Raw genomic sequence first — 24,989 nt, 5'->3', positions numbered from 1 at the left:
GGTGGGGGTGAGGGGTCCTCGCCCCCTACGTGTCTATCTGCGCGCGCTGCAGGCGGCCGCTGTAGTCGACGTAGATGCTCTGCCATTCAGTGAACACATCCAGCGCGGCCTGGCCGGCCTCGCGGTGGCCGTTGCCGGTCGCCTTGGTGCCGCCGAACGGCAGGTGGATCTCCGCGCCGATCGTCCCGGCGTTGACGTACAGGATGCCGGTGAAGATGTCCTGCATCGCCCGGAACGCCTTGTTCACGTCCCGGGTGTAGATCGCGGCGGACAGCCCGTACTTCACGCCGTTGGCCACCTCGATCGCTTCATCCAGGCCGTCCACCGGGATGACCGCCGTGACCGGGCCGAAGATCTCCTCCTGCGCGATGCGCATCGTCGGCTTGACGTTGTTGAAGATCGTCGACTCGTGGAAGTGGCCGCGGGCCAGCTCACCGTCGCGGGCGATCTTGCCGCCCACCACCAGTTCGGCCCCCTCGTCCTGGCCGATGGCGACGTAGGAGTGGACCCGCTCCAGCTGCGAGGCGCTGACCACCGGCCCGATGTCGGTCGTCTCCTCCAGGCCGTAGCCGAGGCGCATCCCGCCGGCACGCGCGGCCAACTTCTCGACCAGCTCCTGCTGGATCGCGCGATGGGCGATGACCCGGCTGGCGGCCGTGCAGCGCTGGCCGGAGGTGCCGAAGGCGCTCCAGAGGATCCCGTCGACCGCCAGGTCGATGTCAGCGTCGTCCATGACGATAATCGCGTTCTTGCCGCCCAGCTCCAGCGAGACCCGCTTGCCCAGGCGTGCGCCTTCGACCGAGACGTGGGTGCCGGTGTCGGTCGAGCCGGTGAAGGAGATGAGCGCGACGTCCGGATGGCGCAGGATGGCATTACCGACTGTCTCGCCGCTGCCCATGACCAGGTTGATCACACCGTCGGGCAGGCCGGCCTCCTGGAAGATCTCCACCAGCCGCACGGCCATGCGCGAGGTGTAGCTCGCGGGCTTGAAGACGACGGTGTTCCCGGCGATGAGGGCGGGCATGATCTTCCAGGTCGGGATCGCCAGCGGGAAGTTCCACGGGGTAATCACGCCGACCACGCCGAGCGGCTTGCGCACCGACATGTTCCACTTGTTGGGAAGCTCGGACGGCGTCGTCTGACCCCACAGGCGGCGACCTTCGCCCGCCATGTAGAAGGTCATGTCGATGCCTTCCTGCACGTCCCCACGTGCCTCGGTGAGGACCTTGCCCATCTCCTCCGTCATTTCCCGGGCAAGTTGCTCCTTACGCTCGATCAGGAGCTGGCCGACCCGGTAGAGGATCTCACCCCGCTTCGGCGCCGGGTAGAGCCGCCAGCGATTGAAGGCTTCGCGCGCCGCCTCGACTGCAGCCTGAACGTCCTCCTCCGTGCTCTTGGGAAACGTCCCGATCAGCTCACCGGTGGCCGGGTTGGTGCGTTCGAACTCCTCGCCGCTGCGTGAGTCCACCCACTTGCCACCGATGAAGTTCTTGAACTGCGCCATCAGGTCCCTCCGTCCCTGCGATGACCGATCCCACCGGGTCGTGCTGCTCGTCACGCCCCGTCTTGGGCTTCCCGACTGCGCGCCGACGCACCGCAGCACGGCGGCGGCCGGTTCCGAGCGTAGTATAATCGCCCGGAAACGGGATACCGGCAGGATGCACACGCCGCGGTGGCCGGGCGTGTGTCAGGCGATGCGGGGGACAATGGTCGAGCCGAGTCTGACTTCACGGTTGCGTCAACGCTCGCGCCGGTCGGGGATGCTGATCGGTCTGAGCATGGCAATCAGCATCCTCATCATCATCGCGGGCTTTATTTGGATCTACGTCCGGCTCGGTCCCTACCTGAGCGACTTCATCCCGAGCGGCGCCGCCGACGCGACGCCGTCCCCGACGGAGGTGGCCGCCGTTGCCACGCCGGCGGCGACGCCGGCACCGGCCGAGCCGACCCCGGCGCCACCGCCGCCGACGCCGACCTGGCAGGCAACGCACCGGGTGAGCGCCAACACCGACGTGAACTTCCGCTCGGGACCCAACACGATCTCGCCGCCGATACGCACCCTCGCACCGGGCACCCTCCTGCAGTTCCTGGGCGAGGAGCAGCAGACGGGCAACACCACCTGGATGCGCTGTCGCCTGGAAGACGGCACCGAGGGCTGGATCGCCGCCACACTGGTGGCACCCTACGAGCCGTAAACGGGAGCGGCGCGGGCACGCGGGTGGTGTCGGGGCCACCGTGCGATGCCGCTAGCGTGGTGGCACCCGCAGAGGTCGTGCGTACCCCCCGGGAATGAACCGTCCGCCACCAACTGCACGTAGATAAGCCAAACGCGGCGTGCGGTAGGGTGCCGTTCCGCATCGCCCTACCCACGCTGTTTGATATACTCACAGCGGGGTTTTCCCCACGACCACGCGCGGCAGTCACGCGAAGGGTGAGCAATGCAGAGGGTCTCGATCATCGGGCTCGGCTTAATCGGCGCATCCATTGGATTGGGGCTCAAGCGCTGGGCAACTGACAACGGCCGACGCGAGCCGGTTCTGGAGATCTCCGGCTTCGATGTCAGCCTCGACGTGCAGAACTACGCCAAGAAGCTGGGCGCGGTGGACCGCACGGAGTGGAACCTCCCCAGCGCGATCGAGCGTGCCGATTTCATCGTCATCGCCACTCCCGTCGGGGCAGTGCGTGAGGTACTGCAGTCGATTGCCGAGCACGGCCGGGACGGCGTGGTCGTCACTGACACGGGAAGCACCAAGGCTGAGGTCCTCTCCTGGGCAGCCGAGATCCTCCCGCCTACGATCCACTTCGTCGGCGGGCATCCGATGGCCGGGAAGACCCAGAGCGTGGAGGGCGCCGAGGCCGACCTGTTCAAGCAGGCGACCTGGGCGGTTTGCCCCACCGTCAACGCGAGCGAGGAGGCGGTCCAGACCGTCCTGGGCATGATCTCGGCGCTGGATGCGGAGCCGCTCTTCGTCGACGCGCACGAGCACGACGGGTTCGTGGCCGCCATCAGCCACCTCCCGATGCTCCTGTCCGTCTCGCTCATGCGCACCGTGCGGAAGGACTCCCAGTGGCGGGACATCCGCCAGCTCTCGTCCAGCGGCTTCCGCGACGTGTCGCGCCTGGCGGGTGGAAGCCCGGAGATGTACCGGGACATCTGCGCCACCAACCGTGAGAACATCGTGCGCTGGGTCGACACCGCCATTGAAGACTTGCAGTACCTGCGCGACCTGATCGCCACCGGCAGCGAGGAGACGTTGGAGACGCTGCGAGCGGTCTTCGAAGAGGCGCGCGATGCCCGGGCCGACTGGGTCACCACCGAGCGACGCAGCGGGGGACTGGTGCAGGACGCCGATAAGGAACTGACGCCCTTCTCGATGGGCGAGCAGATGCAGCAGATGCTGTTCGGTAGCCTGTTCCGCCGCAAGCCGCGCACCGGCCGGGACCCGCGCGGCGGAGATAAGCGCGGCGTGCGACCCGAGCGGGAGTAGGCGCCCGGCCCGGGTCAGGGCACGATGCGCCAGTCTGCCGGGAGGCTGTAGTGGTAGAGCATCGACGTCGGTCGTCCTCCGTGGCGAACCCGACCACGGCCTGTGCGCTCCACATCGGCGTAGCTGTTCTGCACCTGAATAATCCGGCGCTGAGATAGGTTGATAATGATGAGCCCCGTTGCGGCCGGTTCCAGGCTCGCCTTGCGGGTCGCGGCGTCGAGTACACGGAACGGTGGGAGTTCCGACGTCGGCACCTCGTCCATGAGCCGGTGGAACGCTTCGGGATGCTCCGGCGTATTGTGCTCGTCGAAGATCGCCAGCCCGGAGCGAACGCTATCGACGAAGTCGGCGTCGTACGGCCGGGTGTAGTGGAGCAGTTCATTCAAATTGCGTGGCTGGCGGCTGCACGCTGCAGCAATCATCTTGATCGCGTGGCACGGACCGACGAAGCTCACTGCACCGGAGTCGTCGTTGATCGTAAACCGGATAACATACACCGTTGGTGAACCCTTCAAGGCAGAGCGAACCCAGCCTGGGGCTGGGTACAGAACCGCGGTGAGATACGGCACGGGGCATGCGGGAGCGGGATACTGAGCCGACGCGTGCCGCGCGACGCTGGCGCCGGGCGGCCGCCCGGAATCAGCAATGCAACCTTACCACACCCGCCCGCGTCCCTTGACCAGAACGGATGGGTCACGTGATCGAGACACGCACCACGCCCGCGCGCTACCAGCGCCAAGCCATCTTCGCGCCGATCGGACCCGAGGGCCAGCAGCGCATCCAGCGGGCGCGCGTCTGCGTCATCGGCGTCGGCGCGCTGGGCACCCACGTGGCCGATACGCTGGCCCGCGCCGGCGTTGGCTTCCTCCGCATCGTCGACCGCGACGTTCCGGAGCTCACCAATCTGCAGCGGCAGATCCTCTTCGACGAGTCGGATCTCGACGCCGGCCTGCCCAAGGCGATCGCCGCCGCCCGGCGCCTAAGCGCGATCAACTCTGAGATTGAGATCGACGCCCGCGCCATCGATGTCAACCAGACCAACATCGAGAGCCTGATCACCGACGTCGACTTCGTCATCGACGGTACCGACAACTTCGAGATCCGCTACCTGCTCAACGATGCCTGCGTCAAGCTCGGTAAGCCGTGGATCTACGGCGGGGTCATCGGCAGCTACGGTATGTCCATGACGATCCTGCCGGGCGAGACGCCCTGCCTGCGCTGCGTCTTCCCCGACCCGCCGCCACCCGGGGAGGCTCCGACGTGTGACACCGCGGGTGTCATCGGCCCGGCGGTGGCCGCCGTCGCCGCGATTGAGTCCGCCGAGGCGCTGAAACTGGCCACCGGCGCACGCGAGAACCTGAACCGCACCCTGCTCTCGCTCGACATTTGGGATCTCAGCTTCGACCGCATCCCGCTCGGTGCACCAAACCCCGAGTGTCCGTGCTGCGGTCGGCGCCAGTTCGAGTTCCTGAACCGCGAGGCGCCGAGCCACACGACCCAGCTCTGCGGCCGCGACGCGGTTCAGGTGCTGGTCCATCCGCCTGCCCGCATCACGCTGGCGAGCCTCGCCGAGCGGCTCAAGCCCGTGGGCGAGGTGGGGTACAATGCGTACCTGCTGCGCTTCCGCACCGACGGGTATGACCTGACCGTCTTCCCCGACGGACGCGCGATCATCAAGGGCACCACCGACCCCGTGGAGGCGCGCTCCGTCTACGCCCGCTACATCGGTATGTGAGGCACGCGATGATCTACCTCGACAACGCTGCCACCAGTTGGCCAAAACCGGAGCCGGTCTACGAGACGCTTGGGTCGTTCCTGCGTGAGGCCGGAGCCAACCCGGGCCGTTCCGGCCACCGGATGGCGGTGCGCGCTGCGGCTGCAGTCGAAGGAACCCGCGCGGCACTCGCGCGCCTCTTCGGGGTGGACGACCCGCGCCGGGTCATCTTCGCCGCCAACGCCACCGACGCGCTGAACCTGGCGATCAAGGGCATCCTCTCGGCCGGCGACCACGTCGTGACGACGGTGATGGAGCACAACTCAGTGCGCCGGCCGCTCCGCGCGCTCGAGGTGATCGGCGTCTCAACCACCAAGGTCCCTGCCGATGCCGAGGGCTTCGTCACGCCCGACGCAGTGCGGGCTGCGCTCCAGCCCAACACCCGTCTGGTGGCGATTACCCACGCCTCGAACGTGAACGGCGCCATCCAGCCGATCGCCGAGATCGCCGAGGTGCTGGCAGACCACGGCGCCTTCCTGCTCGTCGATGCCGCGCAGACGGCGGGGACACTGCCCTTCACGCTGGACGAGATCGGCGCCGATCTGCTCGCCTTTCCGGGCCACAAGGGGCTGATGGGTCCGCCGGGGACCGGGGGCCTGATCCTCGGCCCGCGGGTGGAGATCGACGACCTGACCCCGGTGCGCGAGGGCGGCACCGGCGGCAATTCCGAGGAGGATTTCCAGCCGCGCTCGCTCCCCGCGCGCTACGAGGCAGGCACCGTCAACACGGTCGGCATCGCCGCCCTCGGCGCGGCGCTGGAGGTCATCGCGGAGACGGGCGTCGCCGCGATCGGCGCCCATGAGCGCGAAATGACCACCCGGCTCATCGAGGGACTGCGCGAGATCCCGGGCGTCCGCGTCCTCTCGCCGAGCGACCCCGAGCGGCGCGTGGCCGTGGTCTCGATCACCGTCGACGGCTGGGAGCCGACCGACTTCGGCGCGGCCCTTGACGACGCATTCCAGATCGCCTGCCGCACCGGGTTGCACTGCGCGCCCGAGGCGTGCCAGGCGCTCGGCGCCTTCCCGGGGGGCACGGTGCGGTTCAGTCCCGGATTCTTCACCACCGCCGACGAGATCGACCGGACCATCGAGGCGGTGCGCGAGTTGGCCAAAGCCTCGCTCCAGATGGTGTGACGGGTCATCATGGCAAAGAAGCGCTACACCCGGGTCGAAGAGGAAATCATTCAGATTCTGGACAAGGTCGACCGGGAGCCAGCCTGGAAGCGCCTGCGGCCGCGGCGGGGACCCAGTCGCCGCCCACCCGGTCCGCGCCGCCCACGGGTGACTGCACCAGACTGGATCTGGATCGGCGTCGCCTTCGGACTGGCGCTCATCGCCATCGTCGCGCGGGATCTGTCAGCTACCCTCGCCCTGATTCTGGCCATCGCCAGCATCCTGGCATTCTTCGCCCCGATCGTCCTCCGCTGGCGCGCTCCCTCGCCGCCGCCGATCCAGCGTTGGCGCGGCAAGGACATCGATCTGCCACCCCGTCGGGCCGGCATCATGGGCGAGATCCGCTACCAGCTCTGGCGCCTGCGAAATCGCGACTAGGGACAGGCCCGGTGCGTCGCCTCCCTCTCCCAACGTTGGGAGAAGGGGCAGGGTGAGGGCCACTCCCACACGTTGGGCGACGCTCCATTCGACGCCTACGCTCCTGCTCTTCGACCTCGCGAGTCAGTGCAGGATTGGCGCATTGGACCGGTGGCGTCCTACCCGTTGATGTGCTATTCTGCCGGTCGACGCACTGTCATGCTGGCCGGTCGGCACGTGGGCGCCTACCGGCGTGCCCCCGACTAGAGGAAGCTTATGCCGCGGATCGTCAGCGATATCGTAGACGTCTACGTCTTTCGCCGGACCAAGCATGGCGCCCAGTTCCTCGTCGTTCGCCGCCGTCCTGACCTCGTGCTGGGCGATACCTGGCAGTCCGTCCACGGCAAGATCGAGCCGGGCGAGAGCGCCGTCGAGGCGGCCCGCCGCGAGGTGCAGGAGCACACCGGCCTGACCCCGACCAAGCTCTACTCCGCCGACTACATCAACCAGTTCTACGACCACAAGACCGACAGCGTGGTGCTCGCACCAGCCTTCGCCGTTCAGGTCGAGCCGCGAGCACAGCCACGTCTCTCCCAGGAGTACTGCGACTACGCGTGGTGCGACCTGGAGGAAACGGTCGCCCGCTTGCCGCTCGCCAGCCAGCGCTGGGCCGCCCGGCACATCTACGATGTCATCGCCATGGGCGGCGAGGAGGCCGAATTCTACGCCCTCCCCTAACAGTTCCGTGCCGTGGTAGCATTGCCGCAGAGCCGGTGCCGGACGCACGGCGAAGACCCCTCCTAGTCTTCGGGAATGGTTCCTGCGACGCGAGCCGCAGCGCCCGCATGAGCAACCCGAACTTCCGACCCTGACGCTCTGCGGACGGGGGTGATTCCCATCGACACGGCGCTCTACCTGTCTGACTATCTCCTGCGCAACGGCACCCAGCGCGTCTCGGTGGCTCCGGACCCCGAGGTAGCCACGATCCTCAATGCCTGCCGGCTGCGGGGGATATCGACCATCATCACCCCCGACGCTACGGGTGGCGCGATGCTCGCCGCCGCTGAGAGCGCCGTTCACGGCGGGACCGGCGTGATCGTCACCGGCAGCGGCCCGAGCGCCGCCGCGGTGGCCACTGCCGCGGCGCAGGCTCAGATCGAGCGGCGCTCCCTCATCGCCATCACCGTCGAGCCGGATGGAGACGAAACCCGCGTCGCCGCCCGGCGCACCCTCGACCTGCGGGCGCTCTTCGCCAGCGTGAGCAAGGGGTCCTACCGCCTGCGCGCCGACAACGCGCGGGAGTTGGTCCCCCTGGCGTGGCACCTCGCCACCACGCCGCCGCGCGGGGTCGTTCACCTGCGGGTCTACAGCGACGAGTTGACCAGGCCGGCTGCCCCGGTGCGCGGTCAGGCACATCCCCCCGCGCCGCCTCCCAGCGAGGAGTACGAGACACTTCGCCGCCGCGCGGCCGACCTGATCAGCGCCGCGCAGCGCATCGTCGTCCTGGTCGGACCGGACGCGGTCGAGGGCCGCGCCGAAACGGCCGCGCGGCTCCTTGCCGAGCAGTGGGGCGCGGCGCTGATCGTGACGCCGATGGCCAAGGGCGCGGTGCCTGAGACCGACCCCGCCTTCGCCGGGGTATACGGCGCACTGGGCGACTACCCAATCGTCGAGTTGATTGAGCACAGCGACCTCGTCGTCGCGTTCGGTGCCACCAGCGCCGACTTTGTCCGGCCCTGGCGCACCTCGGTCCCGACGATCCTGCTCACCCCCAACGGGCCGGACCCCGGCCTCACGGCCGAGGTCACCCTGGTCGGTCCCCTCAACGCGCTCGCCAACAACCTCCCACGCCAGGCAGGCGCATATGGAGACGGGGAGCAGCGGGCGAGCGCCGCTCGCCGCGGCATTCAGGACGCCCTCGGGCACCCGGCTCCCGACGCACAGCCGATCACTCCCCAGCACGTCATCGCCGAGCTACGGCGGTTGGCGTCCGCCGACGTCCCGCTCGCGGTGGAGACCGACCTGGTGGGGCTGGTCGCAGCCCAGCTCTGGACCACCACCCAGCCGCGTACGTTCCTCATGAGCAACGGCCTCGGGTTGCCCGGTGCCGGGCTGGCACTCGCCCTCGCGGCCGCGCTCCACCGGGACGGCGCGCCGGTCATCTGGCTGGGGACGGATACCCCGCTTGCGATCCGCTCCTCACTGCTGGCCCACGTTCGCGACGTGCGGGTTCCCTTGCCCCTTGTGGTCATCAACCAGGGTGTGCACCTCGACCTGCTGCGGGTGCAGGAGCACGCCGGGTACCCGGGAGTGGGCAGCGAGTACGCGCCACTGAACCTGGAGGCGCTCGCGGCCCTCCACGGTCTGGCCTATTCCCGCGTCGAGTCCCCCGACAACCTCACCGGCACCATCGCTGCCGCCTTCACGGCAGGCCGGCCCTCTTTGGTCGAGGTCGTCACCGAGCGCGACTACTGGTGGCGCCGCGGCTAGGCACCCGCGCCGCCTCCCGGTCGTCTCTCCCCCTTGGGTATACTTCGAGATGCCGTGTTCGCCGGCAGTTCGACAGCGGGGCGAGGAGATGCCATGCCCGAATTCCAACTAGTCACCGATCTCCGACCGACCGGCGACCAGCCGAAGGCCATCGCCCAACTGGTCGAGGGGCTCCAGCGCGGCTACGACCAGCAGACCTTGCTCGGTGTGACCGGCTCGGGCAAGACGTTCACCATGGCCAACGTGATCCAGGCAGTCCAACGCCCGACTCTGGTCCTCGCGCCCAACAAGACCCTGGCCGCGCAGCTCTACAGCGAGTTCAAGGAGTTCTTTCCGCACAACGCAGTCGAGTACTTCGTCAGCTACTACGACTACTACCAGCCGGAGGCCTACGTCCCGCGGACCGACACCTACATCGAGAAGGACGCGGACATCAACGACGAGATTGACAAGCTGCGCCACGCTGCGACGCGGGCACTGCTGACCCGGCGAGACGTCATCATCGTCGCCAGCGTCTCCTGCATCTACGGCATCGGCTCACCCGAGGAGTACGGGAAGACGATCGTCTCCCTGCGCCGCGGCGCCACCGTCCGGCGCGACAAGGTGCTGCGCCATCTGGTCGAACTCCAGTACGAGCGCAACGACCTGACCCTGATGCGCGGCACCTTCCGCGTGCGCGGCGACACGCTCGACATCTTCCCGGCGTACGAGGAGATCGCGGTCCGGATCGAGTTCTGGGGCGACGAGATCGAGCGCATCGTCGACATCGACCCGCTCACCGGTGAGATCCTGGCCGAGCGCAACGAGATCGACATCTACCCCGCCAAGCACTTCGTCACCAGCCAGGAGAAGCTCCAGCGCGCTATCAAGAGCATCCAGGAAGAGCTGGAGGAGTGGCTCAAGCACCTGGAGGCGGAGGGGAAGATCCTGGAGGCGGCGCGCCTCAAGCAGCGCACCCTGTACGACCTGGAGATGCTGCAGGAAGCCGGCTACTGCTCGGGCATCGAGAACTACTCCCGGCACCTCTCCGGTCGCAAGGAAGGCGAGCCGCCCTGGACGCTGCTCGATTACTTCCCGGACGACTATCTGATGTTCATCGACGAGTCCCACATGTCGATCCCGCAGGTCCGGGGGATGTACGGCGGTGACCGCTCGCGCAAGGACATCCTCGTCGAGTTCGGCTTCCGCCTGCCGTCGGCGCGGGACAACCGGCCGCTGACCTTCGACGAGTTCATGCAGCACATCAACCAGGTGATCTACGTCTCGGCGACGCCCGGCGAATTCGAGCTGCAGAACAGCAAGCAGGTTGTCGAGCAGGTCATCCGGCCGACGGGCCTGTTGGACCCGGAGATCAGCGTCCGGCCGACCAAGGGCCAGATCGATGACCTCATCGACGAGATCCACCGTCGCGTGGCGCGCGGTGAGCGAGCGCTGGTCACGACCCTGACCAAGAAGATGGCGGAGGATCTGGCCGACTACCTCAAGGAGATCGGCATCCGCACACACTACCTGCACAGCGAAATCGACACGCTGGAGCGGATTGAGATCCTTCGCGACTTGCGGCTCGGCGTCTACGACGTGGTGGTGGGGATCAACCTGTTGCGGGAGGGTCTGGACCTGCCCGAGGTGTCGCTGGTCGCCATCCTCGACGCCGACAAGGAGGGCTACCTGCGCTCCGAGAGTTCGCTCATCCAGACGATCGGCCGGGCGGCCCGCCATGTCGACGGCAAGGTCATCATGTACGCCGACACCATCACCCGGTCGATGGAGGCCGCGATCAACGAGACCTACCGGCGCCGCGCCATCCAGATCGCTTACAATGAGGAGCACGGCATCGAGCCGCGCGGCATCGTCAAGGAGGTCCGCGACCTGACTGACCGCGTGCGCGCGGTGGCCGAAGAGGCGAGCCCCTATCGGGCCGAGTCGAAGGCCGGGGCTATCGCCGAGTTGCCGCCCGACGAGCTGGTGCGGATGATCAAGGACCTGGAGCGGCAGATGAAGGAAGCGGCCAAGATGCTCGAGTTCGAGAAGGCCGCACTGCTCCGGGACCAGATCATCGAGTTGCGACGCATCCAGGAAGTCGTCTGAGGCCGGCACATCACGCACCCGGGGGCCGTCGCTCTTCACACCCCAGCCGTCAGACCCCGGCGACACAGGTAAAGCATCGGCAGCGGCGCGGGCGCCGCTGCCGTCCGCGTCTGGGAAGTGGGGGAAATGGCACAGGGACCGAATCGGCGAGGGTCGCGCCGCGGCGCAGCATCCCGGCTCAATCTGATTCTGTCCGTCATCCTCATCGTGATCGTCGTCGCCATCGTCGGCGTCCTTATCCTGAACAGCCGCGCGGAGGCCGAACCGCCGGCCGCGTCACCGACCGCAGCGGCTGTCGACGCGTCGCCAACCACCGCCCTCGGCATCGCGACGCCGACCGCGGCGCCGAGCGAGGAGCCGACAGCCGAGGAGGGGACCGAGGTTCCGGAAACCCCGACGCCGGAGCCGCCCACGCCGACTATCGAGCCGACGCCGACTCCGCTGGTCGGGGATTTCGGCGACCTCCCGGCGCCGGACATGCCCAGCGGCAACTCGGCGCGGCGGCCGATTACCCTGGACTATCGCCTCGATCTGAGCCTGCAACTCGTCCCGACTGAGGCGCCTGTCTACGCACTCCAGCACCGCGCCTGGACGCTCGAGGAAGTCGAGGCCGTCGCCGCCGCGCTCGGCATCGAGAGCGAGGTGGTCGATCAGGGCGGCGGGAGCTTCCGCACTGCCGACGGTAGCCTCTACATCTCCGGCGACCTGGTCCGCTACATCAACAGCGCGCCGGACGCGTCCGGGGAAGCCGAGCTGCCCGGCGATGATGCCCTCATTCAGATGGCCCGAAACTGGCTGATCGAGCATCGCCTAGTCGGGGCCGACGCCGGGCCGGGCAGCGTGCGGCTGCGCGATGAGGACGCCGGGCGAGCCATCGTCGCTATCAAGCCCGTGGAACCGGAGTCGATCCTCTCTGCCGCGCCGGAAGCTGCGGTGACCCTCACCGCTGACGGCACCGTGCTCCAGGCGGATGTACAGTGGCCGGCTGCCCTGAACCGGTCGGATTACGGCCTGCGTTCCGCAGAAGACCTGTGGAACGACATCCGCGCCGGGCGCGGCTACCTCGAGATCGACCCCGCTGCGCTGCCCGCGTCCGACGGGGCGCTCACCGGGTCGGCCAATCTGACCTCGGTGTCGCTCGCCTATTCGCTGGCCGGGTCGCCGGCGACGCAACAATTCCTCGTCCCACTCGTCGTCTTTGCAGGGCAAGCAGAGATCGAGGGGGCGGACGGGCCCATCCCGATCAAGGTCTACGTCCCCGCGGTCAGCGCACAGGTTGCCCCACGCGGATAAGGCGGGCTCGGCGCCGGCCGTGAGCCAGAGGGTGTCGGGTGCCCACACGGGAAGGGGAACGTGGCGACATGGCCAAGCACGGCTCATTCCGAGCGGCACGGACGGGCGCAGTACTGCTCCTCCTGGTAGCGACACTCGCAGCCGCGATTGCTCCTGCGCCGCGAGAGGCGGAGGCACGCACCGCGACCGTACGCTGGGGTTACTACATCACGTATGACCCGACCTCGCTGGCCACACTCAAGGCCCACGTCGACAAACTCGACATTGTCTCGCCCTACTTCTACCACCTGAACGCCGACGGCACGATCGAGGACTTCTCCCAGCCAGAGGCGCTGAGCGTGATGCGCAAGGCCGGGGTCACCATCGTCCCGATGATCAAGAACGTGCCCCGCTGGGACGACTTCCGCGACACGATCGCCACGCCGGAGAAGCGCGATGCCATCGTCGAGCGGCTGGTCGACCTCGTGATGGAGAACAACTACGACGGCATCCACATCGACTTCGAGGCGGTCAACGCCAGCGACGCCGCGCTGCTGACCGACTTCCAGCAGCGGCTGGCCAAGCGCTTCCGTCCGCTAGGCAAGCTGGTCACCCAGGCCATCGCCGCCCGCACCTCGGACGCGCCGACGGCCTGGGGCGGCGCCTACGACTACGCGGCGCTCGGCGCGATCAACGACTATGTCGTCGTGATGGCGTATGACTACCACTATGCCGGCGGCAACCCCGGCCCTGTCGCGCCGCTCCCCTGGGTGCGCAACGTCGTGACCTACACCAAGAGCCGGATGCCTGCCGCGACCATCCTGCTGGGGATGCCCCTCTACGGCTACAACTGGAATGTGACGGAGAAGCAGACGGCGACCTCGGTCCGCTACGACCAGGCGCAGGCGCTCCTGGCCCGGCCCGGTGCTCAGGGCGGCTACGACACGACCCAGCAGACCCCGTGGCTGCGCTACACGGACGACGCCGGGCACGAGCACGAGGTCTGGTACGAGAACGCCACCAGCATCCGCGCCAAGCTCGACCTGATGCTGGACGAGGGCGTCGGCGGGTTCGCATTCTGGCGGCTCGGTCACGAGGATCCGGCTGTCTGGGATGAGGTCGCACGCCTGGCGACGCCCGCCACGCGCGTGCCGCCCTTCCCGGCGACGCCCGACCGCGTCTACTTCCCGGAAACCGGCCACTCCCTCGCCTACGGCTTCAAGCACTACTGGGAGCGCAACGGCGGTCTGCCGGTCTTCGGTTTTCCGTGGACCGAGGAGTTCAGCGAGCCGAATCCGGACACGGGTGAGGTCTACACCGTGCAGTACTTCGAGCGGCAGCGCTTCGAGTACCACCCTGAGAACGCCGGTACCGTCTACGAGGTGCTGCTTGGCCGCCTGGGTGCAGCCGAGGCCGAGCGCCGTGGCCTGCTCGGCACCGAGCCGTTCCTCCCGCTCCCGGCGTCGACCCAGCCCGACGCGAACTGCGACTACTTCCCGGTGACCGGCCATCGCCTCTGCTTCGGCTTCCGGGAGTACTGGAGCAGCCACGGGCTGGAGTTCGGGGATCCCGGCATCTCCTTCCGTGAGTCGCTGGCGCTCTTCGGCTACCCGATCTCGGAGGAGTTCACCGACCCGGTCACCGGGCGAACGGTGCAGTATTTCGAGCGCGCCCGCTTTGAGTACCATCCGGAGAACGCGGGCACTCCCTACGTCGTGCTGCTCGGCCTGCTCGGCACCGATGAGGTGCGCAACAAGGGGTGGATCCGGTGACAGACACGCCCGCGCCGACCGCGCGCAAGGTCATCCTGGTCCTGCACGGACCCAACCTCAACATGCTCGGCCAGCGTGAGCCGGAGATCTACGGCCGGGTCACGCTGGCCGAGATCGACCAGCGGATCCGCGAAGCTGCCGCCGAGCGCGGCTTCGAGACGATCATTGTGCAGTCCAACTACGAAGGTGCACTGATCGATCAGATCCAACGCAACGCCTCGGTGGCCTGTGGTATCATCGTCAATCCAGGGGCTCTGACCCACTACAGCATCGCCCTGCGCGATGCCCTGGCGGCGGTGGCCGTTCCCGCCGTCGAGGTGCACCTCAGCAATGTGTACCGCCGTGAGGAGTTCCGCCACCGATCGGTCATCGCCCCCGTCGTCACCGGGCAGATCGCGGGACTGGGCGCCGAGGGCTACCTGCTCGCCCTGCGGTACCTCATGGACCGGTACGAAGCAGAAGGGACCTCGCCTGATGCCTGACCGCCTTGCCGTGCTCCGTGAGCGGATTGCGGAGCTCGGCCTCGACGCGATTGTCATCACCCACCCGTCAAATCGTTACTACCTGACGGGTTACACCGGAGATGACATCCCTCCAAACGAGTCAGGCGGGCACGTCATCATTACTCCCGACCGCGCCGTTCTCGTCACCAGTTCCGTCAACTCCGAGCAGGCGCGCCAGCAGGCGTCCGGCTTCGAGGTCTTCGACCGCGTGTATGGCCTGGCCGAGGCGGACGCGGCGGTGCTCCAGGAGATCGGCGTGCGGCGGGTCGGCTTCGAAGACAAGGCAATCCTCTACCAGGACTACCGAACGCTCACCGAGCGGCTGGGCGACGAGGTCGAGTTGGTTCCCGTCGGGACGCTCGTCGACGACCTGCGGCTGATCAAGACCCAGGAGGAGATCGCGAAGATCGCCCGCGCGATCGAGGTGACCGACCGCGCTTTCGAGCAGGTCGCACCGACGATCAAGGCGGGAGACCGCGAGCGCGACATCGCCTTGCGCCTTGAGGTCGCGATGCGCGAACTCGGTGCCAGCGGCCCATCCTTCCCGACCATCGTCGCGTCGGGCCCCAACGCGGCGCTGCCCCACCACGACCCCGGCGACCGCCAGATCCAGCCGGGTGAGCCCATCGTGATCGACATGGGCGCCCGCGTCGACGGCTACTGCGCCGATCTCACCCGCACCGTCTGGGTGGGCGAACCGGACCCCCGCCTTCGGGAGATCTACCCGATCGTGCTCCGCGCGCTCGAAACGGCCGAGGCTGGTCTCAAGGCGGGGCTGACCGGCCGCGAAGCGGACGCGCTGGCGCGCGGCGTGATCGAGCAGGCCGGCTACGGCGAGGCGTTCGGGCACTCTCTGGGCCATGGGGTCGGCGTGCGGGTCCACGAGGGCCCGGCGCTCTCCAAGCGCAACGAGGAACCGCTCCCGGCCGGCAGCGTGGTCACCATCGAGCCCGGCATCTACATTCCCGGGTGGGGTGGTGTCCGCATCGAAGACGTCGGGGTTCTGGAAGAAGACGGCGTCCGCATCCTGACCCGCGCGGCCAAGCGGAGCATCGACTGAAGTTCGTCAACGGCATCCAAACGGCATCCATTGGAGGCAGCATGATCGATACGGGAGATCTTCGGAAGGGCCTGACGCTGGAGATGAACGGCGAGCTGGTGCGCGTCGTCGACTTCCAGCACGTCAAGCAGGGCCGCGGCAGCGCCTTCGTCCGCCTCAGCCTGCGCAACCTGCGCACCGGCACCATCACCCAGCAGACGTTCCAGGCGGGTTCGAAGTTCACACCGGTGCGGCTGGAGCGCCAGCGCGTCCAGTACCTGTACAACGACGAGGGCCAGTACCACTTCATGGACGTGGACACGTTCGAGCAGTTCGCCCTCGACAAGGAGACGCTCGGGGACGCGGTGAACTACCTGATCGAGAACGAGACGATCGACCTGCTTACCCACAACGGCCAACCGATTGATGTTGAACTGCCTGTGACGGTGAACCTGCGCGTGGAGCAGACCGAGCCGGGTGTGCGGGGCGACACCGCCGCCGGTGGCTCCAAGCCCGCGCGACTGGAGACCGGCCTGACGATCAACGTCCCCCTCTTCATCAACGAGGGCGACGTGGTGACGGTCGATACCCGGACCGGCGAGTACTTGGGGCGCGTGAACTAGGCACACTGCGCACGAGTGGAGCGGCCTGAACGATGACGAGAAATCCCGACACGCCGGACGGGGCCCGGCCCGAATTGCCGGAGGACTACGCGGCGCTCACCGCCACCGTCCGCGAACTGGTCAAGGTGATGCGCGAGGGCGGCATCGGCTGGCTCGAAGTCAGGCGTGGCGACTTGAGGATCGAGTTGGCCGCCCGCGAGGAGCCAGCGGTTACCTTTTCGGCCCCGACCGAGGCGCCCGTCCAGGCGACGTCCACTCAGCCGACGGCAGATCCGGCCCAGGACGAGGAAGGCCACATCATCACCTCGCCGATGATCGGCACCTTCTACGCGGCGCCGGCCCCGGGCGAGCGCCCCTTCGTCCAGGTGGGCGATACGGTTGAGGTCGGGCAGACCGTGGCCATCATCGAGGCCATGAAGATCATGAACGAGATCGTGGCCGACGTGGCCGGGACCGTCGTGGAGATCATGGTGCGCGACGCCGAGCCGGTCGAGTACGGCCATCCGCTGATGCGCATCAAGCCGCACGCCTAGCCGTAGAGGGGCGAGCCGTGCGCATTCTCGACGTCGCTGACGTCACCGCTTACATCAAGGATCTGCTCGACGCGGACCCGATCCTCAGCGACGTCTGGATCCGCGGGGAAGTCTCCAACTTCGTGCGCTCGGCGGCCGGGCACATTTACTTCACGCTCAAGTCGGAGCGCGCCCAGCTCCGCTGCGTGCTCTTCCGCGGGAATGCCCGCTGGCTCACCTTCCAACCCGAGAACGGCGACGCCATCCTGGCCCATGGTCGGGTCTCGGTCTACGAGGCCGGCGGGCAGTACCAGCTCTACGTCGACCTGATCCAGCCAGAGGGGACCGGGCTCCTGCATCTCCAGTTCGAGGAACTGCGGCGCCGGCTGGAGATGGAGGGCCTGTTCGACCCGTCGCGCAAGCGACCCCTTCCCCGCCTGCCGCGCCGCATCGGCGTCGTCACGTCGCCGACCGGCGCCGTCTGGCACGACATCCAAACGGTGCTGCGACGCCGCTACCCGCTCGCGGAGTTGGTCCTTGCTCCGGCCCAGGTGCAGGGCGAAGACGCGCCACCCACCATCATCCGCGCACTGGAGGCGCTGCAGCTCGACGGGAACGTCGACGTCATCATCATCGCGCGCGGCGGTGGCTCGATGGAAGACCTCTGGTGCTTCAATGACGAGGCGCTCGCCCGCGCCGTCTTTGCCAGCCGCATCCCGGTCATCTCCGCCGTCGGCCACGAAACCGACTACACGATCTGTGACTTCGTCGCCGACGTGCGCGCCCCGACCCCCTCTGCCGCGGCCGAGATCGTGGCACCGCACATCAACGAGCTGGCGGCCGAGGTGACCGGCCTGCTGGCCCGAGCCAACAATGCGCTCTGGGAGATCCTCCGCGACTGCCGCGAAACGGTCGACGGGCTGGCGCTGCGGCTCCAGCGGCACGGACCTGAGAATCTGATCCGCCAGGAGCGCCTGCGGCTCGACAACCGCGCCGAGATCATGCACCAGCACCTTCGCCGCCGCATCGCCAGCCAGCGCGCAGCGATCGAGGCCATCCAGCGACAACTCGACCTGTTGCATCCCTTGGGCGTCATGCGGCGCGGCTACGCGATTGTGCTCGACCGCGCAACGGGCGAGCGACTACGCAGCGTCAAAGGACTAACGGTCGACCAGGAGGTGACGCTGGAGTTCCACGACGGAGAGGCCGGCGCCGTCGTGCGCAGTGTCGAAACGTCGAGAGGAGCGGAGCATGTCCACACCCCCGCAGAGACCCAACGATGAATGGCTCGCCGATGTCGTCCCGCCCGACGCCGGGTACGAGGATCTGGTAGCCGTCCTGAACGAAGTGGTCGAGCGGTTGGAGCAGGGTGACCTGTCGCTCGATCAGGCCTTGCAGGAGTACGAGCGTGGGGTGGCGCTCGTCCGTCGCTGCAACGATCTGCTCGACCAGGCCGAACTCCGCGTCAGCGAGCTCTCGAGCGGTCTGACCCCCAGCCACGACGCGGACCGTGGCCCCGGCGAGCGGCCCCTCAGCCTCTTCGGGGATGACTTCGACGATGAATTCGACGACGAGTTCGAGGACGAGTAGCGGCTCCTACCCCACCGACTCCGGGTTGGTCGGGGGGCCGGTCTCGCCACCCGCAGCGGCAGGATCGTGCAGCGCCCGCGCCTTACGGTGGAAGACCTGGTAGACCGGCGCCTCCTGCTCGACCCGCCCGCGCGTCGCCAGCCAGTAGACCAGGCGCACCGGTAGGGCAACCCCGGCAAAGAGCAGCGCCGCCCCGGCCGCGAGCAACCCGGTGATCAGCGCGTACAACCCCGTCGCCCAGAACAGGATAAACCCGACGTCAATCGGCTGCGGGTCGGCCAGCGACGCCTGGGTGCCGTAGAGATAGACATCGAGCCGGATGCGGATCGGGTTCAGGAAGTAGATGCAAGCAAGACCAATCGCGGCCCACATCACCGCCAGCGGGATACTCCCCCGGTGCCGGGAGTAGAGCAGCGCGCAGCCGAGCAGTCCCGCCGCCAGCAACACCAGCGTGATATCCCGAATCGGCGCGGCCGTCAGCACGGTGTCGAACGGGTCGCTCTGCCAGCGCTTCGCCGGTGACAGCGCGTACCCCAGAAGCTGTCGCCAGTTGTCGAACAGCGTAACCCACACCGGAAAGGCCAGGACGATCCCGAGCGTGACCCGCCCGATCCAGTTCCAGACCGGCGTGTCATGCACCGCTACCTGCCGCAGCAGCGACACCCGCCCTCGTGCCCAGAGCCAGAACACGAGGTACAGCATGATCATGATGGGGACATCGCCCGAGACGAAGCGGTATAGCATCTTCCCACCAGCCACCCCGGACGCCCGGGAAATCGAACTCCAGTCGTACGCCTAAGTGTACTCTCCAGACGCCCTCACCGACGATGCCGCACGTCTCAAAGGAGCGCCGGCATCCTTCCGTCCCGTGCTGTCGTCACGTGGGAACGACGGGAGCCGGTAAGACGCCGGCGCTCCTGTGCTACCGGCCGCTCCGATCACCCGAGCGGCAGGCGCAGCGGGTTGCCACCGAGCACGTGGAAGTGCAGGTGGAAGACCGTCTGCCCGGAGTCAGGTCCGGTGTTGGTGACCACCCGGTAGCCTGACTCGGCCAGCCCGGCATCGCGCGCGACCTTGGCGGCCACCTGGAGCAGTCGGCCGAGGAGCGCTGGGTCCGTCTCCTCCGCGTCGTTGAGTGATGTGATGTGCTGATTGGGGATCACCAGGACGTGGGTCGACGCCTGGGGGTTGATATCGTTGAACGCCGTCACCTCGTCGTCCTGGTAGACGATTGTGGCCGGGAGTTCACCCGCCACGATCCGGCAGAAGATGCAATCGTTCGCCATTCCACCTCCCTCTCCGCGCGCCCTGTGGGCGCTATACTTATGCGAACACGAGTTCGGAGTGGACTGTGCCAGAGCTACCGGAAGTTGAAAACGTCCGCCGCAGCCTCACGGCCGCCGTTGACGGTACCACCATCGCCGCCGTCCGGCTGGGTGCGTTCACCGGCTGCATCGCCGCACCCGAACCCGACGCGTTCGTCGCGCGCGTGACCGGCCGCCGGATCACCGACTTTGGGCGGCGCGGCAAGTACCTGCTCATCGCGCTCGACAGCGGCGACACCATCGCCGTGCACCTGCGCATGACCGGGGAATTGACAGTCACGTCCCCCGACACTCCCACCGGTAAGCACCACCACCTGACCTTCGTCCTCGACGACGGACGTGAGTTGCGCTTCTCCGATACCCGCAAGTTCGGACGGCTCACGCTCCTGACTCCCGACGAGGCGGCCGCACTCGATCGCAGCCTCGGCCCCGAGCCGCTTGACGACCGGTTCACCGCCGAGCGGTTCGCCGCCATGCTCGCCGCCCGTTCGCGCGCCGTCAAGCCGCTCCTGCTCGACCAGACGTTTCTGGCGGGCGTCGGCAACATCTACGCAGACGAGGCGCTCTTTGCCGCCCGCATCCACCCACTGCGCCCGGCCAATTCCCTCACACTCGACGAGGCCGCCCGCCTGCTGGATTCCATACGCGTGACCCTCGCCGCCGCTATCGAGCGCGGAGGCACGACGCTGCGCGACTACCGGGACGGCCTGGGCCGCCCCGGAAACAACCAGCACTATCTCAACATCTACCACCGGGCCGAGGGCGACCCGTGCCCACGGTGCGGTGAGCCGATCGCCCGCCTTGTCGTGGTCCAGCGCGGCACCCGCTTCTGTCCCCGCTGCCAGCCCCTGCCTATGCCGTAGGTTCTCCGTACGCGCGGTCGATCGCGGCCAGCAGGTCCGGATCGTCCGGGTTCAGCACCGGGTATTCCCCGGTGACCAGATCCGTATGCTTGAGCCCTGCTCCTGTGGCGAACAGCACCACCTCATCGTCCTGGCCCAGCACGCCGCGCTCACGCAGCAGCCGGGCAGCCGCGACGACCGCGCCCGCCTCCGGCGACACGAACAGCCCCTCGTGCGTGGCTGCGAGGCGCATGCCCTCCAGCAGTTCCTCGTCCGACACCGTGATCGCCGTGCCGCCGCTCTGGCGCACCGCGTCCAGGATCAGGTAGTCACCGATCGCCACCGGAACCCGGATGCCGGGCGCCACCGTCGCTGCTCCCTCCCAGAGCTGCGCATGACGCTCTCCCTGCTCGAATGCCCGCACGATTGGCGCACAGCCCTCGGACTGGACCACGATCATCCGCGGGCGCTCCGACCCGATCAAGCCCAACTGCTCCAGCTCGTCGAACGCCTTCCACATCCCGACGATGCCGGTGCCGCCGCCGGTGGGATAGACGATGGCATCGGGCAGGCGCCAGCCGAGCTGCTCGGCCAGCTCCAGCCCCATCGTCTTCTTCCCCTCGGCCCGGTACGGCTCCTTGAGCGTCGAGACGTCGAACCAGCCCCGTGCCTCGGCGCCCGCACGCACGACCCGTCCGCAGTCATTGATCAGGCCGATGACCAGGAAGACCCGGGCACCGTACGCGCGGCACTCGGCCTTCATTGGCTCCGGCGTGTCGGCCGGCATGAACACATAGGCGTCCAACCCGGCGCGCGCCGCGTAGGCCGACATTGCCGCCGCCGCGTTCCCGGCCGAGGGAATCGCCACCGCGCTCGCTCCCAGTTCCTTTGCGCGCGACACCGCGGCGCACAACCCCCGCGCCTTGAAGCTACCGGTCGGGTTCTGCCCGTCATCTTTTACCAGCAGCCGATTGTAGCCGAGCGCCTTCCCGAGCCGGGAAGCCGGCAGCAGCGGCGTGCCCCCCTCACCCAACGTGAGTGCATAACGAGCATCCTGCACCGGCATGATCTCCGCGTAGCGCCACAGGTTCCACGGCCGGCTGGCTAACGATTCTCGCGTCAGCGTCTTGGCCGCCGCTTCGAGGTCGTAGCGCGCAAAGAGCACCTTGCCGCATGCCGGGCAGGTCGTCATCAACCGGTCGGCGGGATAGGTCTCCCCACAGGCCGTGCACTCCAGATGGGTGAGGTGGCTACGCATCAACACTCCTCGCTCTCAGTTCGGCACCCCTCGGGCCCTTGCCCCTCACGGGATTGTAACGAGGAATGCCCCGATGCGCGCCTCCAACACGGACGCCGCCTCACACGGCATACCAGCTAGGCGAGGCGGCGTCAGGCCGCGTTGGAAGAGGTGGATTGATACCTAGCGCTCGATGTAGCAGGTGAAGCGCCCGCGACGAGAGGCGACCATCTCCTCAGTGCACTCCCCGCGCGCCATCGCGAAGGCACCAGTACCGCCCGTGATGGAGAGGTGGCTCGTGCCCCGGAACGTGACGGTCCCCATCACGTCGATGCTCCCCTGACCCCAGAGCTCAAAGCGCGCCACCTCGAAGAGATGGTTGGCCGCGGTCTCGAAGTACTCGGGAGCGGACGTGCCGACGCCGATGAAGTAGAACTCGCCGATCTGCTCCGTGGCCTCCAGATCGCCGTCGAAGATCTTGCCGCCGCCGGAGGACACCTCCCCACGCGCGGGCCACGCCCCGGCCGGCGCTTCCGCCAGGCGGTGGATGTTCGGCTGGTCGAACGCGACATCGATGACGATCGTCTGGCCCTGCTGCCCGGCCACGCGCGGCACGACCAGAAGCGAGGTGATCGCCAGCACTGCGGCGACCGCCCCGACGAGCGCCACCCAGCGTCCGGTCATCCTCATCAGCGCAACTCTCACAATACTCCTCCCCTTCCGGGCTCTGCACCGCCTCCGGCGGCGCTGGCACCAACAACCCACCCCAACAAGGTAGCCTGTCATCAAGGATCCCGCGCGGGAGAATCGTCCCATTGAAACCCTCCTCGGCGCGGGACCACGGTACCGACCGACGGCACGCCGGCCCCCCCGGGAGCACCTCTAGACGACGTGCCGAACCATCTGCTATACTGTGAGTCGGCAGGTACTGATGCGGGTGTAACTCAGTTGGCAGAGTGCCTGCTTCCCAAGCAGGATGTCGTGGGTTCGAATCCCATCACCCGCTCCCTTGGTCCGGATTCCGTATGAATCCGGGCTTTTTTTGTGCTCGGCGACGGCGCTTGGCTTCATGCGTGATTCCCACAGCGCACAGAGCCAGCCTGATTGCTTGAGAAGCGGACCCCGTCTGGCTGAGCCAGACGGGTTTTTTGTGTCCACCGCAGCCAGCCCACCGCCACGACGCGTAACCGCTCGCGCTGTGATGGGCTGTGACGTGACAACTTCGATCTGCCGAACCCGGCCCAGCAGCGCATCCGCACCTACGTCCCCGGCACGGCGACCTGCCGCCCGCCCGAAAGTGAGGTGCACACGTTCAACCAGCCTCTGGCATGGATCTTCCTGTCATTGCGCCGGTACCGCACAGGTCCGGGAGCCGTGAAGAGACGGAGGCTGTGTATGCAGACACCTCGTTCCCTTCAGGACATTTTCGACTCTGGGACAAATATCGTTGATCATCTCTTTCGGAACCCCAAGGGCACGCTCGCCATATGGACCGCGACCCTTCAGCCGGCACCACACGTCCTCCCTGAGTTCACCAACTGGCAGGATGAACAGCGTGCCAGCGTCGAGTCCGTGGCCCTCGCCGATCAGAGTTTCCACATGGTCAACTTCTATGTCCGCGGCCGGGACGCCGTGCGCCTCCTCGAGCGACTGGGGGTGAACAGCTTCAAGAACTTCGGCCCGGGCAAGGCCAAGCAGTTCGTTGCCTGCGCCCCGAGCGGGCACATGGTTGGAGACCAGATCCTCTACTGCCTCGAGCCCGAGACGCTGCTCCTGGTCGGCCTCGGCGTCGATAACTGGGTCGAGTATCACGCGGTCACGGGCGGCTACGACGTGACGGTGGAGCGCGACCCGATCTATGTGCTGAATCCATCAGGCCGCCGCACCCTCTACCGGTTCCAGATCGAAGGACCGAACGCAACCGCGCTCCTCGAAGCCGTAACCGGTGGCCCTCTGCCGGAGATCAAGTTCTTCAACTTCGTGGAGCTGAAGATCGCCAACTGCCCAGTGTGGGTCCTGCGCCACAGCATGACGGGCACGCCGGGCTTCGAACTGTCAGGACCGTGGGACGATCGCGAGCGTGTGCTGGGAGCGCTCCTCGACGCGGGAGAGCGGTTCGACCTCAAGCGAGTGGGATCGCTGGCGTACTTCCCAGGCGGGCTGCCGTCGGGTTGGTTCGCCGTCCCGTTGCCGGCGATCTATACGGGAGAAGAGCTGCGGCCGTATCGCGAGTGGTTGCCGGCGACCGCCATGGAAGCCACGTTGTCGCTTGGCGGCAGCTTCTACTCCCCGAAGATCGAGGACTACTACGTGACGCCCTATGAACTGGGGTACGAACGGATCGTGAAGTTCGATCACGACTTCATCGGCCGGGAAGCGCTCGAGCGGATGGCTGGACAGCCGCACCGGCGGAAGGTGACGCTGGTCTGGAACACGGACGACGTGCTCGAGCTCCAACGGGCAGCCTTCTTCGACAGCGACATGCCGGCGAAGCGTCTCGACTTCCCGATGGCAGACTACGCCATGTGGAAGTACGACCGGGTGCAGGACCCGCACGGGAACATCATCGGCGTGTCGAAGTACACCGGCTACCTCGCCACGGAGAAGGCCGTGGTCTCGCTCGCGTTGGTTCCCGAGGAGTACGCAACACCCGGGTCGGAAGTCGTGGTTGTGTGGGGTGACAACGGTGGCGGCAGCCGAAGCGGTCCGTGGATCGAACGGCATCGCGAGTTCGAAGTGCGTGCGCGAGTGGCGCCGGTCCCGTTGAGCCGGGTCGCGCAGGAGTACTGGGCGACAGTCAAACCGGGACGTTGAGGGAGCTCCTTAGATCCCCTGAGCCGCCTCCCAACCGGACCCCGCCTGGACTGGCCTGGCGGGGTCCTTCCTGCTCGGCACGCCGGTCACT

Annotated in this window: 24 protein-coding genes and 1 tRNA gene; 19 read left to right on the top strand and 6 right to left on the bottom strand. The window is 67.5% G+C overall.

Annotated elements, in window-relative coordinates; genetic code table 11:
• Positions 1 to 25 precede the first annotated feature (25 nt).
• A complete protein-coding gene (locus STHE_RS04025) occupies positions 26 to 1,504 on the bottom strand; it encodes an aldehyde dehydrogenase family protein (RefSeq protein ID WP_012871289.1) in 1,479 nt (492 codons plus the stop codon).
• 274 nt (positions 1,505 to 1,778) lie between these two features.
• Here STHE_RS04025 and STHE_RS04020 point away from each other — a divergent pair, with 274 nt between their 5' ends.
• Positions 1,779 to 2,195, top strand: a complete 417-nt coding sequence (locus tag STHE_RS04020; RefSeq protein WP_148219894.1) for an SH3 domain-containing protein — start codon at positions 1,779 to 1,781, stop codon at positions 2,193 to 2,195.
• A gap of 243 nt (positions 2,196 to 2,438) precedes the next feature.
• Positions 2,439 to 3,488 (top strand): prephenate dehydrogenase, encoded by a 1,050-nt coding sequence (locus STHE_RS04015; RefSeq protein WP_012871287.1) that lies wholly within the window; start codon positions 2,439 to 2,441, stop codon positions 3,486 to 3,488.
• 14 nt (positions 3,489 to 3,502) lie between these two features.
• On the opposite strand, the gene STHE_RS04010 is transcribed toward STHE_RS04015, so the two are convergent.
• Positions 3,503 to 3,985 carry a hypothetical protein gene (locus STHE_RS04010; protein ID WP_012871286.1) on the bottom strand — a complete coding sequence of 161 codons (483 nt, stop codon included), beginning with the start codon at positions 3,983 to 3,985 and terminating at the stop codon, positions 3,503 to 3,505.
• A gap of 191 nt (positions 3,986 to 4,176) precedes the next feature.
• Between STHE_RS04010 and STHE_RS04005 the strand changes: the two genes are divergently transcribed.
• The 14 genes from STHE_RS04005 (at position 4,177) to xseB (ending at position 18,680) form a co-directional block, all read left to right on the top strand.
• On the top strand, positions 4,177 to 5,223 hold the full coding sequence (locus STHE_RS04005; RefSeq protein WP_052295258.1) for a ThiF family adenylyltransferase: 1,047 nt from the start codon (positions 4,177 to 4,179) through the stop codon (positions 5,221 to 5,223).
• An 8-nt stretch (positions 5,224 to 5,231) separates the two neighbouring features.
• Positions 5,232 to 6,395 (top strand): aminotransferase class V-fold PLP-dependent enzyme, encoded by a 1,164-nt coding sequence (locus STHE_RS04000; protein ID WP_012871284.1) that lies wholly within the window; start codon positions 5,232 to 5,234, stop codon positions 6,393 to 6,395.
• Positions 6,396 to 6,404: 9 nt separating this feature from the next.
• A complete protein-coding gene (locus STHE_RS03995) occupies positions 6,405 to 6,812 on the top strand; it encodes a hypothetical protein (RefSeq protein WP_012871283.1) in 408 nt (135 codons plus the stop codon).
• Positions 6,813 to 7,067: 255 nt separating this feature from the next.
• The gene (locus STHE_RS03990; RefSeq protein WP_012871282.1) at positions 7,068 to 7,529 is read left to right on the top strand and encodes an NUDIX hydrolase; all 462 of its coding nucleotides are present in this window, start codon (positions 7,068 to 7,070) and stop codon (positions 7,527 to 7,529) included.
• A gap of 150 nt (positions 7,530 to 7,679) precedes the next feature.
• On the top strand, positions 7,680 to 9,281 hold the full coding sequence (locus STHE_RS03985) for a thiamine pyrophosphate-dependent enzyme (RefSeq protein ID WP_012871281.1): 1,602 nt from the start codon (positions 7,680 to 7,682) through the stop codon (positions 9,279 to 9,281).
• A 93-nt stretch (positions 9,282 to 9,374) separates the two neighbouring features.
• Positions 9,375 to 11,369, top strand: a complete 1,995-nt coding sequence (uvrB, locus tag STHE_RS03980; RefSeq protein ID WP_012871280.1) for an excinuclease ABC subunit UvrB — start codon at positions 9,375 to 9,377, stop codon at positions 11,367 to 11,369.
• Between the two features lie 126 nt (positions 11,370 to 11,495).
• A complete protein-coding gene (locus STHE_RS03975; RefSeq protein WP_012871279.1) occupies positions 11,496 to 12,662 on the top strand; it encodes a hypothetical protein in 1,167 nt (388 codons plus the stop codon).
• A gap of 68 nt (positions 12,663 to 12,730) precedes the next feature.
• A complete protein-coding gene (locus tag STHE_RS03970; RefSeq protein WP_012871278.1) occupies positions 12,731 to 14,413 on the top strand; it encodes a glycosyl hydrolase family 18 protein in 1,683 nt (560 codons plus the stop codon).
• Positions 14,410 to 14,895, top strand: a complete 486-nt coding sequence (aroQ, locus tag STHE_RS03965) for a type II 3-dehydroquinate dehydratase (protein ID WP_012871277.1) — start codon at positions 14,410 to 14,412, stop codon at positions 14,893 to 14,895. The genes STHE_RS03970 and aroQ overlap by 4 nt, the downstream gene beginning before the upstream one ends.
• Positions 14,888 to 15,976 carry a M24 family metallopeptidase gene (locus tag STHE_RS03960; RefSeq protein ID WP_012871276.1) on the top strand — a complete coding sequence of 363 codons (1,089 nt, stop codon included), beginning with the start codon at positions 14,888 to 14,890 and terminating at the stop codon, positions 15,974 to 15,976. Before aroQ ends, STHE_RS03960 begins: the two co-directional genes overlap by 8 nt.
• A 41-nt stretch (positions 15,977 to 16,017) precedes the next feature.
• Positions 16,018 to 16,578, top strand: coding sequence for an elongation factor P (efp, locus tag STHE_RS03955; RefSeq protein WP_012871275.1), 561 nt, complete (start codon positions 16,018 to 16,020; stop codon positions 16,576 to 16,578).
• 32 nt (positions 16,579 to 16,610) lie between these two features.
• Positions 16,611 to 17,111, top strand: coding sequence for an acetyl-CoA carboxylase biotin carboxyl carrier protein (gene accB, locus STHE_RS03950; RefSeq protein ID WP_012871274.1), 501 nt, complete (start codon positions 16,611 to 16,613; stop codon positions 17,109 to 17,111).
• Between the two features lie 17 nt (positions 17,112 to 17,128).
• On the top strand, positions 17,129 to 18,373 hold the full coding sequence (xseA, locus tag STHE_RS03945) for an exodeoxyribonuclease VII large subunit (RefSeq protein ID WP_012871273.1): 1,245 nt from the start codon (positions 17,129 to 17,131) through the stop codon (positions 18,371 to 18,373).
• Positions 18,342 to 18,680, top strand: coding sequence for an exodeoxyribonuclease VII small subunit (gene xseB, locus STHE_RS03940; protein ID WP_012871272.1), 339 nt, complete (start codon positions 18,342 to 18,344; stop codon positions 18,678 to 18,680). The genes xseA and xseB overlap by 32 nt, the downstream gene beginning before the upstream one ends.
• 6 nt (positions 18,681 to 18,686) lie before the next feature.
• Here the strand turns inward: xseB and STHE_RS03935 are convergent, their stop codons facing one another.
• The gene (locus STHE_RS03935) at positions 18,687 to 19,424 is read right to left on the bottom strand and encodes a hypothetical protein (RefSeq protein WP_012871271.1); all 738 of its coding nucleotides are present in this window, start codon (positions 19,422 to 19,424) and stop codon (positions 18,687 to 18,689) included.
• Between the two features lie 194 nt (positions 19,425 to 19,618).
• Entirely contained in the window at positions 19,619 to 19,966 is a 348-nt protein-coding gene (locus STHE_RS03930; protein ID WP_012871270.1) for a histidine triad nucleotide-binding protein, read from the bottom strand.
• 65 nt (positions 19,967 to 20,031) lie between these two features.
• Between STHE_RS03930 and mutM the strand changes: the two genes are divergently transcribed.
• On the top strand, positions 20,032 to 20,868 hold the full coding sequence (mutM, locus tag STHE_RS03925; protein ID WP_012871269.1) for a bifunctional DNA-formamidopyrimidine glycosylase/DNA-(apurinic or apyrimidinic site) lyase: 837 nt from the start codon (positions 20,032 to 20,034) through the stop codon (positions 20,866 to 20,868).
• Here the strand turns inward: mutM and STHE_RS03920 are convergent.
• Together STHE_RS03920 and STHE_RS03915 are read right to left on the bottom strand one after the other, a co-directional pair.
• Complete coding sequence (locus STHE_RS03920) at positions 20,858 to 22,105, bottom strand: threonine synthase (RefSeq protein WP_012871268.1); 1,248 nt, start codon at positions 22,103 to 22,105, stop codon at positions 20,858 to 20,860. The two genes, mutM and STHE_RS03920, sit on opposite strands and share 11 nt — an antisense overlap.
• A gap of 162 nt (positions 22,106 to 22,267) precedes the next feature.
• Complete coding sequence (locus STHE_RS03915; RefSeq protein ID WP_148219893.1) at positions 22,268 to 22,774, bottom strand: dirigent protein; 507 nt, start codon at positions 22,772 to 22,774, stop codon at positions 22,268 to 22,270.
• Positions 22,775 to 23,017: 243 nt separating this feature from the next.
• On the opposite strand from STHE_RS03915, the gene STHE_RS03910 reads away from it, so the two are divergent.
• Positions 23,018 to 23,090 (top strand) — tRNA-Gly (locus tag STHE_RS03910).
• A 389-nt stretch (positions 23,091 to 23,479) separates the two neighbouring features.
• A complete protein-coding gene (locus STHE_RS03905; protein WP_012871266.1) occupies positions 23,480 to 24,898 on the top strand; it encodes an aminomethyltransferase family protein in 1,419 nt (472 codons plus the stop codon).
• Positions 24,899 to 24,989: the final 91 nt, after the last annotated feature.

The organism is Sphaerobacter thermophilus DSM 20745 (assembly GCF_000024985.1).
GTDB classification, from domain to species: Bacteria; Chloroflexota; Chloroflexia; order Thermomicrobiales; family Thermomicrobiaceae; genus Sphaerobacter; species Sphaerobacter thermophilus.
The sequence above is the reverse complement of the archived record's forward strand: the minus strand, read 5'-3'. Positions and strand labels throughout refer to the sequence as shown.